At 67.7% G+C, this 17,529-nt stretch carries 10 protein-coding genes; 9 read left to right on the plus strand and 1 reads right to left on the minus strand.

Annotated elements, in window-relative coordinates:
• Positions 1 to 142 precede the first annotated feature (142 nt).
• From recC to E2169_RS13245, 9 genes are all read left to right on the plus strand, one after another.
• Positions 143 to 3,673 carry an exodeoxyribonuclease V subunit gamma gene (gene recC, locus E2169_RS13205; RefSeq protein WP_132987085.1) on the plus strand — a complete coding sequence of 1,177 codons (3,531 nt, stop codon included), beginning with the start codon at positions 143 to 145 and terminating at the stop codon, positions 3,671 to 3,673.
• Entirely contained in the window at positions 3,670 to 7,323 is a 3,654-nt protein-coding gene (locus E2169_RS13210; protein WP_132987086.1) for a UvrD-helicase domain-containing protein, read from the plus strand. Before recC ends, E2169_RS13210 begins: the two co-directional genes overlap by 4 nt.
• Before the next feature lie 104 nt (positions 7,324 to 7,427).
• On the plus strand, positions 7,428 to 9,245 hold the full coding sequence (gene recD, locus E2169_RS13215; protein ID WP_132987104.1) for an exodeoxyribonuclease V subunit alpha: 1,818 nt from the start codon (positions 7,428 to 7,430) through the stop codon (positions 9,243 to 9,245).
• 64 nt (positions 9,246 to 9,309) lie between these two features.
• Positions 9,310 to 11,634 carry an AAA family ATPase gene (locus E2169_RS13220; protein WP_132987087.1) on the plus strand — a complete coding sequence of 775 codons (2,325 nt, stop codon included), beginning with the start codon at positions 9,310 to 9,312 and terminating at the stop codon, positions 11,632 to 11,634.
• Entirely contained in the window at positions 11,631 to 13,502 is a 1,872-nt protein-coding gene (locus E2169_RS13225) for a UvrD-helicase domain-containing protein (protein WP_132987088.1), read from the plus strand. The genes E2169_RS13220 and E2169_RS13225 overlap by 4 nt, the downstream gene beginning before the upstream one ends.
• Positions 13,503 to 13,645: 143 nt before the next feature.
• Positions 13,646 to 14,437, plus strand: a complete 792-nt coding sequence (locus E2169_RS13230) for a hypothetical protein (RefSeq protein WP_132987089.1) — start codon at positions 13,646 to 13,648, stop codon at positions 14,435 to 14,437.
• Between the two features lie 270 nt (positions 14,438 to 14,707).
• Positions 14,708 to 15,832 carry a DUF4062 domain-containing protein gene (locus E2169_RS13235; RefSeq protein ID WP_132987090.1) on the plus strand — a complete coding sequence of 375 codons (1,125 nt, stop codon included), beginning with the start codon at positions 14,708 to 14,710 and terminating at the stop codon, positions 15,830 to 15,832.
• 15 nt (positions 15,833 to 15,847) lie between these two features.
• On the plus strand, positions 15,848 to 16,357 hold the full coding sequence (locus E2169_RS13240) for a hypothetical protein (protein WP_132987091.1): 510 nt from the start codon (positions 15,848 to 15,850) through the stop codon (positions 16,355 to 16,357).
• Between the two features lie 155 nt (positions 16,358 to 16,512).
• Positions 16,513 to 16,731, plus strand: coding sequence for a polyprenyl synthetase (locus tag E2169_RS13245; protein ID WP_132987092.1), 219 nt, complete (start codon positions 16,513 to 16,515; stop codon positions 16,729 to 16,731).
• A gap of 24 nt (positions 16,732 to 16,755) precedes the next feature.
• Here E2169_RS13245 and E2169_RS13250 read toward each other — a convergent pair whose 3' ends face one another.
• Positions 16,756 to 17,334, minus strand: coding sequence for a hypothetical protein (locus E2169_RS13250; protein ID WP_132987093.1), 579 nt, complete (start codon positions 17,332 to 17,334; stop codon positions 16,756 to 16,758).
• Between the last annotated feature and the right edge of the window lie 195 nt (positions 17,335 to 17,529).

Consider the following 17,529-nt stretch of genomic DNA (forward strand, 5'->3'; position numbering starts at 1 on the left):
TGGCGGCGAAGCGGGGCGGGTCCGCGATTATCGCCGATCAGGATAAGCGCTGCCTTGCGCCCGCCGGATGGCACCGCCGCTGCTGCAGGAGCCCCAATGCGCCGTATCGCACCATGCGACCGCGCTCCGGCATCATGGCCGCATGACACAGGGGACCGGCGACTTCCGCCTCTACCACTCCAATGCGCTCGACGTGCTGGCCGGGCTGCTGGCCGCGGAGCTGCGCACGACCGCGCCGGGCCAGGGGTTGCTGGAGCCGGACACCATCCTCATCCCGCAGGTGGCCATGCGCCGCTGGTTGCAGGCCACCCTGGCCGAGGCGCACGGCGTGGCCGCCAACCTCGAGTTCCTGACGCCGGGCGAGTTCGTGCAGCGCGCGCTGGATGGCAACGTGCCGGGGCGCGGCGATGACCTCGATGCGGCAGCCTTGCGCTGGCGCATCCACGCCGCGCTGGCGGACCCGGCGCTGCTGCGCGAGCGCGCGCTGCAGCCCATGCGCGCCTACCTCGAGGACGCACCCGATCCGCTGAAGGCGTGGTCGCTGGCCGGCGAACTCGCGCAGGCCTTCGAGAAGTACAAGGCCTGGCGCCGCGAATGGCTGCTGGCCTGGGAGGCCGGCGAGGCGCCGCGCGATCCGCAGGCGGCGCTGTGGCGGCGCGTGGCGGGCGGCACGGACCACCGCGCGCGGCGCATCGATGCCTACCTGCGCGGCTTTGCCGACGTTGACGCACCGCTGCCGGTCGGCTTGCCGAAGCGGCTGTTCGCCTTCGCCATCCTCAACGTGTCGCCGGACGTGCTGCGCGTGATCGCCAGCCAGGCGCGGGTCGGCACGCTGCATCTCTATGTGCCTTCGCCCAGCCGCGACTACTGGGGCGATCTGCAGCGCGTGCGCGGCGGCGATCCGGATGCGGCCGCCGGCGAAAACCCGCTGCTGCGCGCCTGGGGCGCGGCCGGGCGCGACTTCATGGCGGTGCTGGGCAATTACGAAGTGGTGCACCCGGACGTCGAGTTCCGCGGCGATGCCGACCCGGGCGAGGGCGGCGGCGCGCTGCAGGGCAGCCTGCTGCGGCGCCTGCAGTCGGACCTGTTCCACCGCCGCCCGTCGCCCACGCTAGCGCCGACCGCGGACGACCCGCGCACCCGGCTGCCGGCGCTGCGCCGCGACGATCCCAGCCTGCAGGTGCACGCCTGCCACACGCGCCTGCGCGAGCTGCAGGTGCTGCACGACCAGCTGCGCGCGCTGTTCGAGCCGGACTCGCCTGAGGGCCGGCGCTTCGACCCGCCGCTGGAGCCGCGCGAGGTCGCGGTGCTGGCGCCGGATATCGATCCCTACCTGCCGTATCTGGACGCCGTGTTCGGTGGCCGCGGCCGCGCCGATTCCATTCCCTATGCGGTCGCCGACGCCAGCCCGCTCGCCGGCGAGCCGCTGGCCGAAGTGTTCCTGCGCCTGCTGGCGCTGCCGGTGGCGCGCTTCGGGCTGGTGGAAACGCTGGACCTGCTGGCCAGCCCGCCGCTGGCCGAGGCCGCGGCGCTGGATGCCGCCGCGTTCGCGCGCCTGCACGCCTGGCTGCACGCCGCCGGCGCGCGCTGGGGCCTGGACGCCGCGCACCGCGCGCGCCTGGATGCGCCGGCGGATGACGCCTACACCTGGGCCTTCGCGCTCGACCGCCTGCTGCTCGGGCACGCCACCGGCAGCGATGCGCCCGTCACCACAGCCAGCGGCCAAGTCATCGCGCCGATGCCGGAGCTGGAAGGCAGCGCGCTCGACGCGCTCGACACCCTGGTGCGGCTGCTGCGCGTGCTCGCCCGCCACGCCCGCGTGCTGGATGAAGCGCTGCCGCCCGACGGCTGGCGCGAGCGCCTGCTCGGCCTGCTCAATGCGCTGCTGCCGAAGCCGCCATCGTCACCGGCGTCGCGTCGCGCGCTGGACCGCCTGCGCAGCCTGATCGATACCTTCGCCGCCGATGCGCGCCGCGCCGGCGTCGACACGCCGGTGTCGGCGGACGTGGTGCGCGCGCACTTCGCCGCCGCGCTGTCGGAAGCCGACACCCGCGCACCGCTGCTCACCGGCGGCGTCAGCATCGGCCGCATGGTGCCGATGCGCCTGCTGCCGTTCCGGGTGATCTGCCTGCTGGGCATGGACGACGGCGAGTTCCCGCGCCGCGATCCCGCCGGCGGCCTCGACCGCCTCACCGCCGATCTCGCCAGCGGCCAGCGCCGCCAGGGCGACCGCTCCACGCGCGATGACGACCGCTTCCTGTTCCTGCAGCTCTTCGCGGCAGCGCAGGACGTGTTCTACGTGAGCTACCAGGGCGCCGACCCGCGCGACGGCAGCGCGCGCGAGCCGTCGGTGCTGGTGGCGGATCTGCTGGCGGCTGCGGATGCTCAGCACGTGCCGGAGACAGAGGCGGGCGAGGCGCTGGTGGTGCGGCACACCTTGCAACCGTTTGCGCCTGCGGCGTTTGGAAGCGATGAGGAGCCACGGCGGTTTTCGTATCACGCGCAATGGTGGCCGGCGGCGGCGCAACCCGCGCAGAAGCGCGTGCCGCTGCCGGCGTGGATTGGCGATGAGGCGCTGGCGGCGCTGGCTGATGGCAGCGACAGCGTCGGCGATATTGGCGACGGCGCTATCGGCAGTGACGGAAACGCCGGCGGCGGCACGGATCGCACCACGCTGTCGGCGGGCAGTGATGACGGCACCACGCTGTCGCTCGACGAACTGCGCCGCTTCCTGCAGGCGCCGGCCGAAGTGTTCCTGAAGCAGCGCCTTGGCCTGCGCCTGGCCGAAGTGGAGGCGATCGACGAGGACGTCGAGCCGCTGCTCGCGCCGGGCCGCGGCTTCGCGCGGCAGACGCTGCAGAAGGCGGTGTTCGACGCCGTGCTGCGTGGTGAGGACGACAGCGTCACGCATGCACTGCTGCGCGCGCGAGGCTTGCTGCCGTCCGGGCCGCTGGGCCGCCGCACGCTGGAAGACGTGCGCGGGCAGGTGGATGCGTATGCCGCCGCCTTCGGCGAGTGGCGCGGTGCCGCGGCACCGGATGCGCTGCGACTCGAAGTCTCGATCGACGGCGTGATGCTGCAGGGCAGCGGCGGCCCGGGCCGCGCGAAGCTGCAGGGCCGCGTCGCCGACGCGTACCCGCACGGCCTTGCGCGCGTGCGCTTCGATCCGCCCGCCGGGCAGTCGGCGATCCGCAACGGCCTCGACTGGCTGCTGGCGAGCGCGGCCGGGCAATCGGCGCCGCTGGTGGAGTTCCACGACGGCGGCGAGCTCGGCGTCGGCCCGCACGTGCGCGCGCCGCTCGATCCCGAACAGGCGCGCGACGTGCTGCGCACGCTGATCGCCCTGCGCACCAAGGGCCTGCGCCGGCCGCTGCCGTTCGCGCCCTACAGCGGCTGGGAGCTCTACCGCGCCGGCAACCTCGAGCGCGGCCTGGACCTGGCGGCCAAGCGCTGGCACGGCAGCGACCGCAGTTGGGGCGAGGGCACCGGCGAGGCGCTGCGGCTCGCGCTGCGCGGCCGCGACCCATTCACCGATGAGGCGACCCAGGTCGCGTTCGTCGACCTCGCCATGGCCATCTATTCCGCGGTGGTGTCCGGCGAGGTCTACGCCGGCACCGATCTCGGCGCGCTGCGCGACATCGCCGCCGCGCTCGACCTGGAGGACGCGGAATGAGCGCGGCGCGCGATCCCTACCTCGACCTCGCGCTTGAAGGCGTGCACGCCATCGAGGCCTCCGCCGGCACCGGCAAGACCTTCACCCTGGCCACGCTGGTGGTGCGCCTGGTGGTGGAGCGCGGGCTGCGCGTGGGCCAGGTGCTCGCCGTCACCTTCACCGAAGCCGCCACGCAGGAGCTGCGCAGCCGCATCCGCGCGCGCCTGCTGCTGGCCGAGCAGCTGGTCGGCGCGATGCTTGCGGCGAACGCCTCGCCCGAAGCCACGCTCACCCACGCCGTGCTCGACGCCCACCTCGCGCGCGGCACCGAAACCGCCGACGCGCTGCGCCGCCGCCTGCACGCCGCCGCCAACGACATCGACCTCGCGGCCATCTTCACCATCCACGGCTTCTGCGCGCGCGTGCTGCGCGAGCATGCGCTGGAAGTCGGCCAGGCCTTCGATGCGCCGGAGCTGCTCACCAGCGACACGCCGCTGTACGAGGCCATCGCCGCCGACCTGTGGCGATCGCACGGCAGCACGGCGGACGCCGCCGACGACCTGCTGGCGCTGTGGCCGGGCGGCCCGCAGGCGCTCGCCGCGGATCTCGCGCCGCTGGTGCGCGAACCCCTGCTGCGCCCGGCGCTGGCCGAGCTGCCGGATGATCCCGCGCCGAGACTGCACGCCACCGGTGAAGCGCTGGCCACTGCGTTCCGCACCCACGGCGACGACTTCCGCGCGGCGCTGGTGTCCGCGGTGGAAGGCAAAATCCTGCACGGCGGCAGCTACAAGCTCGACTGGATCACCGCGCTGTTCGATGCGCTGCATCAGTGGTGCCACGCTGGTGAGCGCGGCACCCCGTTCGAACACCCCAAGCTCCCGCAGCTGCACCGCGACACCCTGCTGCTGCGCACCAGCAAGGCCGGCGCCGGCCGCACGCCGGACTCGCCGATCTGCGATGCCGTGCCCGGCTACCTGGACGCGCTGGCCGCGATGGCGGAGTGGAAGGACGCGCGCCGCGTCGAGCTGCTGCACCGCCTGCGCGATGACGCCCGCCTGCGCGTCGCCCGCGCCAAGCAGCAGCAGCGCGTGCAGACCTACGACGACCTGATCGATCGCGTCGCCGACGCCATCGACGGCCCCCAGGCCGCAGAACTGACCGCCAAACTGCGCGCGCAATACACCGTGGCGCTCGTCGACGAATTCCAGGACACCGACGCCCGCCAGTGGCGCATCTTCGACCGCGTGTTCGGCGCCGCCAGCGGTGCGCCCGCGCTGTACGTGATCGGCGACCCCAAGCAGGCGATCTACGGCTTCCGCGGTGGCGATGTCGAGACTTACCTCGCCGCGCGCGCCACCGCGGAAGAGGCTCCGCCGCTCGCCCTCAACTTCCGCTCGCGGCCGTCCGTGCTGCAAGCGGTGTCCGCGCTGTACGCGCAGGCACAGGCGGCGTCCGACGCCGACGACAAGATCCCGCCGCCCTTCATCGACGGCCGCATCGCCTTCAAGCAGGTCGAACCCGGCGGCGTGCGCGACGACGCCGACTACCAGCACCACGGCACCGCCGCCCCCGCGCTCACCCTGTGGCGCGCGCCCACGCCGGAACCCGACGCCAAGGGCAGGTTGAAGCCCCACAGCGCCGGCCGCTCGCGCGAACTCGCAACGCAAGCCTGCGTCGCCGCCATCCACCGCGTGCTGACCGACGCGCGCGACGGCAAGGCCAACATCGAAGGCCGTGCCGTGCAGCCCGGCGACATCGCCGTGCTGGTGCGCTCGCACAACGAGGCCACGCGCATCCGCCACGCCTTGGCGATGGCCGGCATCCCCGCGGTTGCCGCCGGCAAGCAGAGCCTGTTCGCCACGCCCGAGGCGCGCGACCTGCACGCGCTGCTGCTCGCCCTGCTGCACGGCGCCGACGACGGCCGCCTGCGCATGGCGCTGTCCACGGTGCTGGTGGGCCTGGACGCCACTGCGATCGCCGCGCTGGATGACGATGGCGAAGCGCTGCGCGCCTGGCAGCTCACCGCGCTCGCCTGGCGCGACCGCCTGCAGCGCGGCGGCCCGCTGGCGCTGATCAACGACCTCTGCGCCGAACACGCCGGCCGCCTGCTCGGCCTGCTCGACGGCGAGCGCCGCCTCACCAACTACCTGCAGCTGGCCGAACTGCTGCAGGACGCGCAGGCGCGTGCGCTCGGCCTGCACGGCCTGGTCGACTGGCTGGCCAATGCCATCGCCGACGCCAATGCCAACGACGAAAGCCAGCTGCTGCGGCTGGAGTCCGACGCCAGGCGCGTGCAGGTGGTCACCCTGCACAAGAGCAAGGGCCTGGAGTACCCGCTGGTGTTCATGCCGTTCGCGGCCATCGGCGCGCCCACGCGCAGCCCCGGGCAGCGCGCCGTGGTGAACGGCGAGGGCGGCCGCGCGCTGCACTGGAAGCTGCTGCCGTCGCGCTCCGGCTGGGAAACGGCGAAGGACGCATGGACCCTCGCGCAGCGCGCCGAAGACGCACGCCTGCTGTACGTCGGCCTTACCCGCGCGCGCCACGCACTGTGGCTGGCCAGCGGCATGTTCAGCAACCACGACAAGTCGCCGCTGCTGCACATGGTCGCCAAGCCCGATTCGCTGGCCGCAGCGCTCGGCGCCACCGTCGCCATCGACGACAGCACGCCGCCAGCCACGCTGCCGTGGCTCGCGCCGCAATCCACAGATGCCGTGCCGCCCGCGCGCATCGCCACCCGCGCGCTCGCCAGCGACTGGTGGGTCTACAGCTTCACCCAGCTCGCCAACGCCGAAGGCCAGGGCGATGCCTCGGCCAGCGCCACCCAGCCCGCACCCGGCGGCCAGGACGAGCCTGCGGTGGATGCCGATGTCGAGCTTGCGTCGGGTGCCGACCCGGCCACCGACGCCGACGTCTTCGACCCCCGCTTCTCCGGCACCCGCTTCGGCGTGGTGCTGCACGACGTGCTGGAACACACCGACTTCGCGCGCTGGTCCGCATGGACGCCCGGCGCGCCCGCGCCCGGCAGCGACGACGCCAAGCTGATCGCCGACCGCCTGCGCGCCGGCGGCTACCCGGCCGAAGACATCGAAGACGGCATCAACGTGCTCACCCCGCTCATCGGCCACACGCTCACCGTCGCCCTGCCCGAAGGCGTGCGCCTGGCCGACGTGCCCGCGGACCGGCGCCGCCCGGAGATCGAGTTCCAGTTCGCGCTCGCGCCCACGCGCGTCGACGCGCTGCTCGCGCTGCTGCACCGCCACGGCCTGCTCACCGCGCGCCAGGGCTTCGGCGCGCGTCGCCGGCTGGAAGGCCTGATGACCGGCCTGATCGACCTCACCTACGTGCACGACGGTCGCTGGTACGTGCTCGACTACAAGTCCAACCGCCTGCCCGGCTACGGCCCCGCGCAGCTGGATGAGGCGATGGCGCACAGCGAGTACGACCTGCAGGCGTTGATCTACACGCTGGCGCTGCACCGCTGGCTGCGCTTCCGCCTGGGTGATGCGTATGACTACGCACGTGACTTCGGCGGCGTGCGGTACGTGTTCTGTCGGGGGCTGGATGCCTCTCGCGAAGACGCGAAGGGGGTGCAGGCGTGGCGGTTCATGCCGGCGCTGGTTGATGAACTTGATGCGTTGTTTGCTGGCCAGGTCGCGGAGGCTGCGGCATGAGTACGCTTCCGCTCTTTCCGGAGGGGCAGGCTGGCGATGCGGCAGCCACCGCTCCTGACGGACGCGATGCGATGCCGCCGGAGCAGGCGCATGGGACGCGACGCATGAGCGTGCTGCAGGAACTCGTCAAAGCCGGCGCGTTGCGCACGCTCGACCACGCACTTGCGCAGAGCCTGCGCCGGCTGGATCCGGACACGCCGGACAGCGTGCTCGCAGCGGCGGCGCTGGCCTCGCTCGCGGTCGCATCCGGCCACGCCGGCTTCGACCCCGCGGAGCCGCAGCGCCTGGTCGATGCCGCGATCGACTGGCCGACGCCCGAGGCCTGGGCGGCGGCGCTCGAAGCCTCGCGCTGGGTCGCCCGCCCGGGCGCCGGCGATGCCGAATCCGCCGCCGACGCCCCGCTCGTGTACGAGCACGGCCTCGTCTACCTGCGCCGCTACCGTGAGTACGAACGTCGCCTGGCCAACGGCCTGCGCCGCATTGGCCGCGCCGTCCCGCACACAGGCGCGGCGGCCGACGATGCCGATGACGCACAGCTCCCAGCGAACCTCGCACCCCTCTTCGCCCAGCTCTTCCCCGAAGCCGCCACCAGCGACGACCCGCAATCCCGCGCCGCCGCCGCCGCGCTCCGGCACAGCCTGCTGCTGGTCACCGGCGGCCCCGGCACCGGCAAAACCACCACCATCACCCGCATGCTGGTGCTGCTGGCAGCGCAGGCGCTCGAAGCCGGCGCCGCGCCGCCGCGCATCGCCCTGGCCGCGCCCACCGGCCGCGCCGCCGAACGCATGGCCGAGAGCGTGCGCAACGCCGTGCAGGCGCTGCCCGCGCTCGGCGTCCAACCTGCTTTGTGCGCGCAGCTGCCCACCACTGGCACCACGCTGCACCGCCTGCTCGGCACCATCCCCGACTCACCGCGCTTCCGGCACCACGCCGACAACCCGCTGCCGTTCGACGTGGTGGTGGTGGACGAAGCCTCGATGATCGACCTGCCGCTGATGGCCAAGCTGGTCGAAGCCGTGCCCGACGGCGCGCGCCTGGTCCTGCTCGGCGACCCCGACCAGCTGCCCTCGGTGGAAGCGGGCGACGTGCTCGCCGGCATCCTGCGCGCCGCCGAAGCCACCGCGCCCACCGCCACCTTCCCGGCCCGCCACGTCCACCTCACCCGCGGCTACCGCCAGAGCGCCGCGCTCGACCTCGCGCCGCTGGCCGCTGCCGTGCGCGAAGGCGATACCACTAGCGCGCTGTCACTGCTGCGCGGTGGCGAACTGTCTGGTGTGCATTTCCACGAAGGGAATGCTGACCCGCTGCGGTCGCATCGCGAGCATCTGCTGGCGCACTGGGCTTCGCTTGCCGAGGCTAGTGATCCGGCGGAAGCGCTCGTGCGCGCCAGCCGCCTGCGAATCCTCACCGCCGTGCGCGAAGGCCCGCAGGGCGCGCGGGGGCTCAATGCGCGTATCGAGGACATGCTGGCTGGCACGCGTCGCGGTGCCGGTCTTGCGTCAGCGGCAAGCCGCTACTTCCACGGCCGCCTGCTGCTGGTCACCGAGAACAGCTATCGCCATCGCCTGTTCAACGGCGATATCGGCATCTGCCTGCGCGATGACAGCGGCACGTTGATGGCGTGGTTCCCAGGCGACGATCCGCGCAATCCACGGCCGTTCCATCCCGCAGCGCTGCCTGCGCACGACAGCGCGTTCGCGATGACAGTGCACAAGGCGCAGGGGAGCGAGTTCGACGAGGTTTGGCTGGTGCTGCCGGAGCGCTACAACCGCGTGCTGTCGCGGGAGCTGGTGTATACCGGGATCACACGCGCGCGGCGGATGCTACATGTGGCGGGGAGCGTGGATGTAATCGGGATGGCCCTGGAGCGGTATGCGCGGAGGTGGTCTGGGCTAGGGTGGAGGTTAGGTACGTGTACATGACCCTGTTACTCACAGCCCAAACTAATGCGTTTTATCCCACAGTGCTCAGCAAACGGAGCTAGCCGTGCACATAGATTTTGTAGAGGTCTCGAATTTCAGAAAGCTTCTGGCGGTGCGGATCGACATCGCCAAGAAGACAACAGTATTCGTCGGAGCCAACAATAGCGGCAAGTCATCTGCAATGGTGGCGCTTCGATACTTCCTCTTGGAGAAAGATCAATTCTCCATCGACGACTTCACACTGAGCCACTGGCCCGAGCTCGACAAGCTGGGCAAGAGTTGGGAGGAGGAGATGAAGGGCAAAGCTGCCCCTGACTTCGACTGGGGCAGCGTCGCGCCAGCGCTCGACGTATGGCTCTTCGTCCCGGAGAAGCAGATTCACTTCGTGCAGAAGATCCTTCCTACCATTGACTGGGATGGCTCTCCAATTGGGGTGCGCCTGCGCCTCGAGCCCAAGAAACTTGAAGACTTCAAGCGAGACTACCTAGCCGCGCGTACCGCCGTAGACAAAGTCATGGCGGCGACTGCGCAGACGACTAGTGATGACGCAGAGCCGTTTTCGCTCTGGCCTAAGTCCATGGTCGAGTTCTTGTCTCGCCGCCTGCGAGCCAACTTCGAAGTCAAGGCATACCTGCTCGATCCTGCCAAGTGCGCGACCTCAATAAAGGGCGAAGCGACGCCCCAGCCCCTCCCGGAGGGAAGTGAACCGCTGGACAGCGACCCTTTCAAGGAGCTTATCCAGATCAACGAAATCAGCGCGCAGCGCGGCCTTGGGCTGTCCTCGCCGCGCAGGAAGAGCGACGACGGTTCCATGGAAGAAACGCCGCGCCCGCCCAAGAAGCTCTCCGCGCAGCTTCGCAACTACTACGCTCAGCACCTCGACCCATTCGATCACCCCCAAACGGATGACCTTGAGGCACTCCAAGCAATCCACAACGCACGAAATGTCTTCGGCAAACAACTCGAATCGTCATTCGCGGACGCGCTGAAGGAGCTCGAAGGGATCGGCTACCCGGGCCTTACCGATCCCAGGCTATCGCTTGCAGCTGACCTGCGACCGCTCGATGTGCTCCGGCACGGCTCGGCCATCCATTACGAAGTCCCCAGCCACCTTGCTGATGCGGGCTTCGTCCATAGACTTCCAGAAGAGTCGAACGGTCTTGGCTATCAGAATCTGGTGTCGATGGTATTTGCCCTGATGAGCTTTCGGGACAAGTGGATTCTTGTGGGTAAAGCTGGCAAGAAGCAGGCCGAAGAGGTTGCAGCCGTCCCTCCTCTGCATTTGGTTCTGGTCGAGGAGCCAGAGGCACATTTGCATGCACAGGTCCAGCAGGTGTTCATCACGCATGCCTACGAGGTTCTGCGCAACCGCCCAGGCCTCGGAGAGTCCGAGGATCACAGGACACAGCTTATTGTTAGCACGCACTCAAGCCACGTCGCCCATGAAGCGGAATTCTCATCGCTTCGCTACTTTCGCCGGATGCCTATTAACCCTGCCAAGGGGGCGGTGCCCGTCTCGCGCGTCGTTTGCCTGTCCCAAACCTTCGGCAAAGATGACAAAGAGACCGAGCGTTTTGTCAAGCGCTACTTGAAGATCACGCACTGCGATTTGTTCTTCGCCGATGGCGTAATCCTTGTCGAAGGCCCTGCTGAACGCATTATCGTTCCGCACATGGTGCGCAACCGCGAAGCCTACGCGCACCTGCGCCGTTGCTTCATCACCTGGCTTGAAATCGGTGGCAGCCACGCCCACCGCCTGCGCGGTCTCCTTGAAGACCTCGGACTCAACACTTTGGTGATCACGGACCTCGACGCCAAGACAGATAAGAACGCAAACGTGCCGCCTAAGCGCGGCGCAGGACTTCTCACGCGCAATCACACTTTGGCGAGCTGGGTGCCCAAGGAGCGGGCGATAGACTCACTGTTCGATCTTGAACCGGACAAACTCACGCTCATCGACGGGAGCGGGGTGGGCGTTAGGGTGGCCTATCAGCAACCGGTGAAGCTGTCCTTCGGCACCGACAAGGACGCCGACGCACTCGCCAACACCTTCGAAGACGCTCTAATCTATCGCAACATCGACGTCTTCAAAGAACTCGAAGGCAACGGGCTTGCCAAGAAGATTCGTGACTCGTTGGCATCATGCAAGACAGTGGGAGCGCTCTCGCAGGAACTACACGAGCACCTTGCCGGAGGCGGCAAGGCTGAGTTCGCAATGACGACATTGGCGAGCGAGGAGCTTGCCAAGGTTGAACTCCCGCCTTACATCGACGCTGGCCTGAAATGGCTGATCTCACAGCTCCAACGCAAGGAAAAAGAGGTTGCGGGCAATTTGCCGCTTGATACCCCACCTCCGCCACTAACCCCTGTCGCGGCAGCAGCAGCATGAACGCCGTCTCAACTGATCCAGACAACACTTTCGACCAAGCAGCGGAGGCAGAGATTGCAACTTGTCTCGACCCGTCTGCACCGAGAAGTTTTTTTCTCTTCGCGGGTGCGGGTTCAGGAAAGACGCGCTCCCTTGTCAACACTCTCCACTCTATTCAGGCGAGTAGGGGGGGTCGTATGCGGCAGATGGGCCAACGGGTCGGCGTCATCACCTACACCAATGCCGCCTGTGACGAGATCATTCGGCGGGTTCAATTTGACCCGCTCTTCGACGTTAGAACGATTCACAGCTTTGCTTGGTCGATCATTGAAGGCCTGAACAAGGACATCCGCTCGTGGCTGCGAGATCACTTGGCAGCTGAGATCCAGAAGCTAGAAGCGAAAGAGGCGACGGGCCGGGCGGGTAAGGCCTCCGACGAGCGCAAGGCAAAGATTTTGAGCTACACGAAGCGCCTTGAACTCCTTCCCGGAATTTCTCGCTTCATTTACAGCTCCACGGGGGCCAACAGAACGCGAGACTCGCTGAATCACTCGGAGGTGCTGAAGGTCACTGCGCACTTCTTGATGAGCAAGCCACGAATGCAGGCGATCTTCGTCGGCCGTTATCCCATATTGCTAGTGGACGAGAGCCAAGACACCAACGAGGCGCTCGTAGACGCGTTGTTCGAGGTTGACGCGAAGCACCAAGGAGCATTCACGCTCGGGCTCATCGGCGACATGATGCAACGCATTTATGCCGACGGTAAGGAGGAACTAGGGCGCGATCTTCCAGAATCGTGGGCACGACCCGCCAAGGCCATGAACCATCGGTGCCCGAAGCGCATCGTGAACCTCCTCAACGAAGTGCGGGCTCACGTAGACACTCACAAACAGCGCCCGCGCTCGGACGCGGCTGAGGGACTTGTTCGACTCTTCATCACCGAAGCCGACCACCCCGACAGCTTCGCTTTCGAAGAAGAAGTCGCTCGCACCATGGCGCAGCTGACCCAAGACGCGCTCTGGACCACGCAAGACGAGGTCAAGACGCTCATGTTGGAGCATCGGATGGCCGCGCGGCGTCTTGGCTGCGCTGATGTCTTCGGCGCGCTTTACGACCTTGATAACCAGGCACTTCTGAATGGGACGATGGGAATCGCCACCTTCTTCACCGCTCAGGTGTTGCCAATCGTCGAGGCCAAGCGGGACGGCGACCGCTTCGGGCTGATGCGTGTCGTCAAATCCTACTCGCCGCTCATGTCAGCTGAGGCGCTGCGCGCCAGTCCTAGCAGAGCTTCACTGGAACAGGTTCAAGCCGCGGTAAACAGCCTCTACTCGCTCTTCGAAGAAGGTCGAGAACCGACGCTCCTTGAAGTACTGCGCGAGGTCGAGCAGACCAAACTGCTAGAAGTTCCAGAGCGTCTGGTCGCATGGAGTTTGCCGCCGGGCGATGGCGAACATGAGGAGCGCGAGGGAGGCGAGGGAGGCGAGGGAGGCGAGGGAGGCGAGGAGGGCGCGGCCGCGCGTGAAGGTGTCGAGGTAGTGGAGCGCCTGCTATCTGCTCCCTTCTCGCAGGTCGCGCCGCTACGCGACTACCTCGGAAAGCGAACTCGTTTCGATACGCACCAAGGGGTAAAGGGTTTGGAGTTCGAACGCGTCATGGTGATCATGGATGACCACGAAGCGCGTGGCTTCTCCTTCAAGTATGAAGACCTGTTCGGCAAGAAGGCAGACGGCAAGGTTCTAGAAGCCACCCGCCGCCTGTTCTATGTTGTTGCGAGTCGAGCCCAGAAGAGCCTCGCGCTGATCGCCTACACTGACCAACCCGCGCGGGTGCGAGATTTTGCGCTACGGGCAGGCTGGTTTAGCGAGGACGAAGTGATTGTTCGTTGAGTGGTTACGCCGAGCGACCGTACTGAGGCGCAGAAATGGGGTTCAGGTTCATTTCTGGGGGCTGGGCAAGCAACTGGACGATAGGGGGGGAGGATGTTAGGGACAATTTTTCCGAACTCTGGCTCGGCAGAGCGGAGAACTGCGTGAGCGTCGAGGCCTCGCTAGAGAAGCCAACCCAGACGGGCGCGCGCGATCGCTGGCCGGGCTGGATGCGGTCGCTCTTCGCACTTCATCCGGCGAAGAAGGCCTATGTCTTGGGGGGCACCCTGTTGCTGGTCTCCCTGGCGGGCGTCGCGCTTCCCGTCGACGATGCGCCATTCCGGAGCATCGGCTGGGTGGGCGGGCTGGTCTTGACGTTCGCGCTGGCCTGCGAGGCTTATCTCCTGATCGCCCGTGTCGCGGATGCTGCGTGGGCGAAGTGGCTGATGGTGCCCGTGCTGATAATGGGCGGAGCACTCGCTATCGGCGACTCGGCGCGCCTCGTGAACGTGGCGACGGGACAGGATCCGGAACTTTTCCCGAGAGCCACAACCTTCATGGCGCCTATCGCGGCGCTACCGATCCTCGGGTTCGTAGCCATCGTGCTGCTCGCCTTCTCAGTGGTCGCATTCATGTTCACTTGGACTGCCCAGCTCGGCTCCAAGGACCGCGCTCGAGAGCGACGAGCTTGGTTCTGGTTCGCGCGGTTCATCGCGTCCTTCGCGGCGATCTCTTTTGTATCGCCAGCAGTAGAAACCAAGTCCGGGTTCCACACCGGAGTCAGCGAGTGGGCCCCCCGACTGGTTGCGGGGCTCGATATGCATATCGACCCGCAATGCGGACCCGCACCGTCTGATCGAGTGAAGCGGTTGAATGACGATTTGGTGGTCCTTGCACAGAAGACGCCTGCGGGGCTCGTGTTTCGCCGGGTGGAATGCGCGCTCGCGCCCCAATAGTTCGAGCCGTCGCGAGCGATGCGACAAGCGGGCGACATGCTCGTCTATGGCCACTTACTCTGCCCCACCCGATCCGCGCAATTTCAGTAGCGGGTCGCTCGACCACCGGATGCTGCGGGATCGTCGAACCGCAGAGCAGCGCCAGGCCGCGGAGAGGCGAGAGACCAAGGGCGATGGGACGGACGCGTGGCGGGCACCATGCGGTGCAGTGGTGGCTCGCATAATTTCGACGCGTAGGCGTCGACTACAATCGGGACACAGGAGGGCGCGATGAAGGTATTCGTCAGTTCCTTGATAACGGGAATGGAGGCCGAGCGGGCAGCCGCACGCCATGCGATTCACGTGATGCGCAGCGAGGCGGTCATGGCTGAGGAGTTCGGCGCGCGCGCGTCATCACCCCAGGTGGCGTGCCTGCAAGGGCTGCGCGATGCCGATGCAGTCGTCCTGATCCTTGGCGACCGCTACGGCGCGAAGCAAGAGAGCGGCGTGTCGGCAACGCATGAGGAATTCCTGGAAGCGCGCGGAAGGAAGCCGATCCTCACCTTCGTGCGGACGCAAGATCCGGAGCCTGATCAGACGGCCTTTATCAGAGAGATCGGGGAGTGGGCCGGTGGCGGGCTCTATCAGACCTTCACCACCCCTGAGAATCTAGGCGATCATGTGATCCGTGCGCTGCGCGATCTTGAACTTGCGCGCGCCGGGACCCCGCTCGATCCGGCGGCGCTCGTGCGGCGCGCGGTAGACATCATGCCGGAGCAGACCCGCGACCAGAGCGAGATGCAGCTCCACCTCACGCTGGCGCCTGGCCCCCAGGCAGCCCTCCTTCGGCCGGCACAGATTGAAGCGCACCAGCTTGCTGATGACTTGGCGCAGCGTGCTTACTTCGGTCAGCCCCCGATCTTGGATCGTCGGATCGGCATCGACCATCGCCTGGACGACCAGGCGCTCGTGCTCTTTCAGGGCGACCGCTACCACCACAAGGCGGAAATCCGCCTCTGGGGCACGGGGTGCGCGCGCCTTGTCCTTCCGATTGGTCGCAGCACGGACATGGGTTTCGCGGCGCTCATCGAAGAAGAAGTTGCTGAGCGCATCGAGGCAGGACTCGCTTTCTTCGCCTGGCTCCTTGCGCGCATAGACCCTACTGAGCGGCAATCGCACGTCGCACTGGCCGCGCGCATCGCTGGACGCGACGCGATGGCGTGGCGGACGAGAGCAGAGCAGGACGTGAGTCCCCGGAGCGGCAGCATCACGGTTTGGGGCAGGGAAGGGGAGCGCGAAGCGCCGGTGCAGCTCACACCAGCCTACATGGCGCGCCAAGCACTTGCGATGGACGCGCGCACCGTGGCGGAGGACCTCTTGGTGCTTCTGCGTCGCCGCTGGAAAGATGACCCGTAGACCGAAGGAGTAGGCGTGATGCAGCTTCCCGCGCAAGCGTTTGTGGAGGTCCGTCCAAGTGCATTGCCGCCAGGGCGACTTGTCAGGGTGCGGGGGTGCTGGTCGCTGCTGGTCGATTTGCAGCTGAGGCACGGCCAGCAGAGCCGTCTGATCCTGCAGGGTCCACATCAGGGGCACTTGGTTGCAGTTGGCCCCGGTGTCCCCGAGTGCACCACGATCGCGGCGGAGTTCGGTTGGTTCCCGTCGCTCGACTGGAACGCACTGGCTACGGATCAGACGCCCTATTCTGGAGCGCTGGTGCTGACGAGCGATGGGCCTGTCCTCATCGGTAGCGATCCTGACGATGGCGATCAGTACGCGTTCCGCATGGATGGAACTCACGTTGAAAAGTATTACGCCAGCCCGGCACACACTCGATTCGAGAGGTGGTCGGTCGAACTCTCGCTGGACGAGCGGCCGTTCGAGAGCCTTGGCCTGCTTCTCGCTGTAGATCTTGGGACGCTGAAAGGCACCGCTGGGGCGTAGGTGTTCGCTAACCCGGATCCGTCCGGATCGTGGGCACGCGAATTGCACTCAAGCGTTGACGGCTCCGCGCGGGCGGGGTCTTTTCCGGCGGGAAAAATGTGTCAAGGACAACTTTCGCTGCACAATGCGCATTCCCCGCACGAACAGAAGGTGCCATGGACGTTGAATCCCTCCTCCGCACCGCCCTCCGCGAAGCGGGTTACGGGCCCGATGCCGTCGGCTCGGCGCTGCCGCGGATCATGCGCATCCTCCAGGCGGAGGACGTGCGCATCGAAGCCGGCCGGATCCTGTCCCGCAAGGAGCGCGAGTTCGTACGCGTGCAACTCGAGCTGGGCGTGGACGTGTCGGAGATCGTGGCCGGCCTCAAGCGCTGAAGCCGTCCACCGCAACTGCCGCGTTCAGGCGCGGCGGCGGATCGGCTCGGCGAAGCCGACAGCTCCAGCCACCGCAGCTACCGGCGTCTGCTTCACCTCAAGCCGGTCTTCCAGCTCGCTCGGAGCTTCAAGGAACGCCTGCAGCGAGTCGTCCATCGCCTCCATCCACCGCGTGTGATGCCGCGGCGCCAGCGTGCCGGTGATCGTGGAGCGGTAGCTCTTGTCGCGGTAGTCGAGGATGCCGGCCTGCTTGTCGCGCTGCCACTCCTTGAGCATCTCGGCCACCTTCTCGATCGCGAACTCAGGATAGTCGGTGCGATCGACCAGGTCGCGCACGTAGGCCGCCCGGAAATCGATGTCGTCGTTGGCGCCGGCGCAGGCGTTCTCGCGCGCGAACCAGGCCTCGCTGTCGGCGCGCATGGCGTCGGTGCCAGGCAGCGCGGTGCGGCCCAGGATCACGTCGCGCGCCACCCACGCCTGGGCGTCGAACATGTTGAACGTGTAGTACTGGTCCTGCATGCCCAGGTAGACCAGCTTCGGGTTGTCGATCCAGAACACGCCTTGGTACAGCTCCCGCGGGTACAGGCGGTTGGCGGTGCGCATCTGCGGGTGACGTCGTGGCGGGCCCCGCGTCAGCCTGCGGCGGCGGCGACGTTGGCGCCGCCGGTTTGCGCGGGCCCCGCCTGCTCCGGCTATTGTTGCGGGTGCCACCCCGGGGGGCGCGGTCAACCGACTGCGCGGGGAGGGCGAGGGGAACTCTATGCGGCACTTCGCGCTGTCCGTGGCCCTGCTTTCTGG

The sequence above is a fragment of the Luteimonas terricola genome (genome assembly GCF_004352845.1).
GTDB lineage: Bacteria > Pseudomonadota > Gammaproteobacteria > Xanthomonadales > Xanthomonadaceae > Luteimonas > Luteimonas terricola.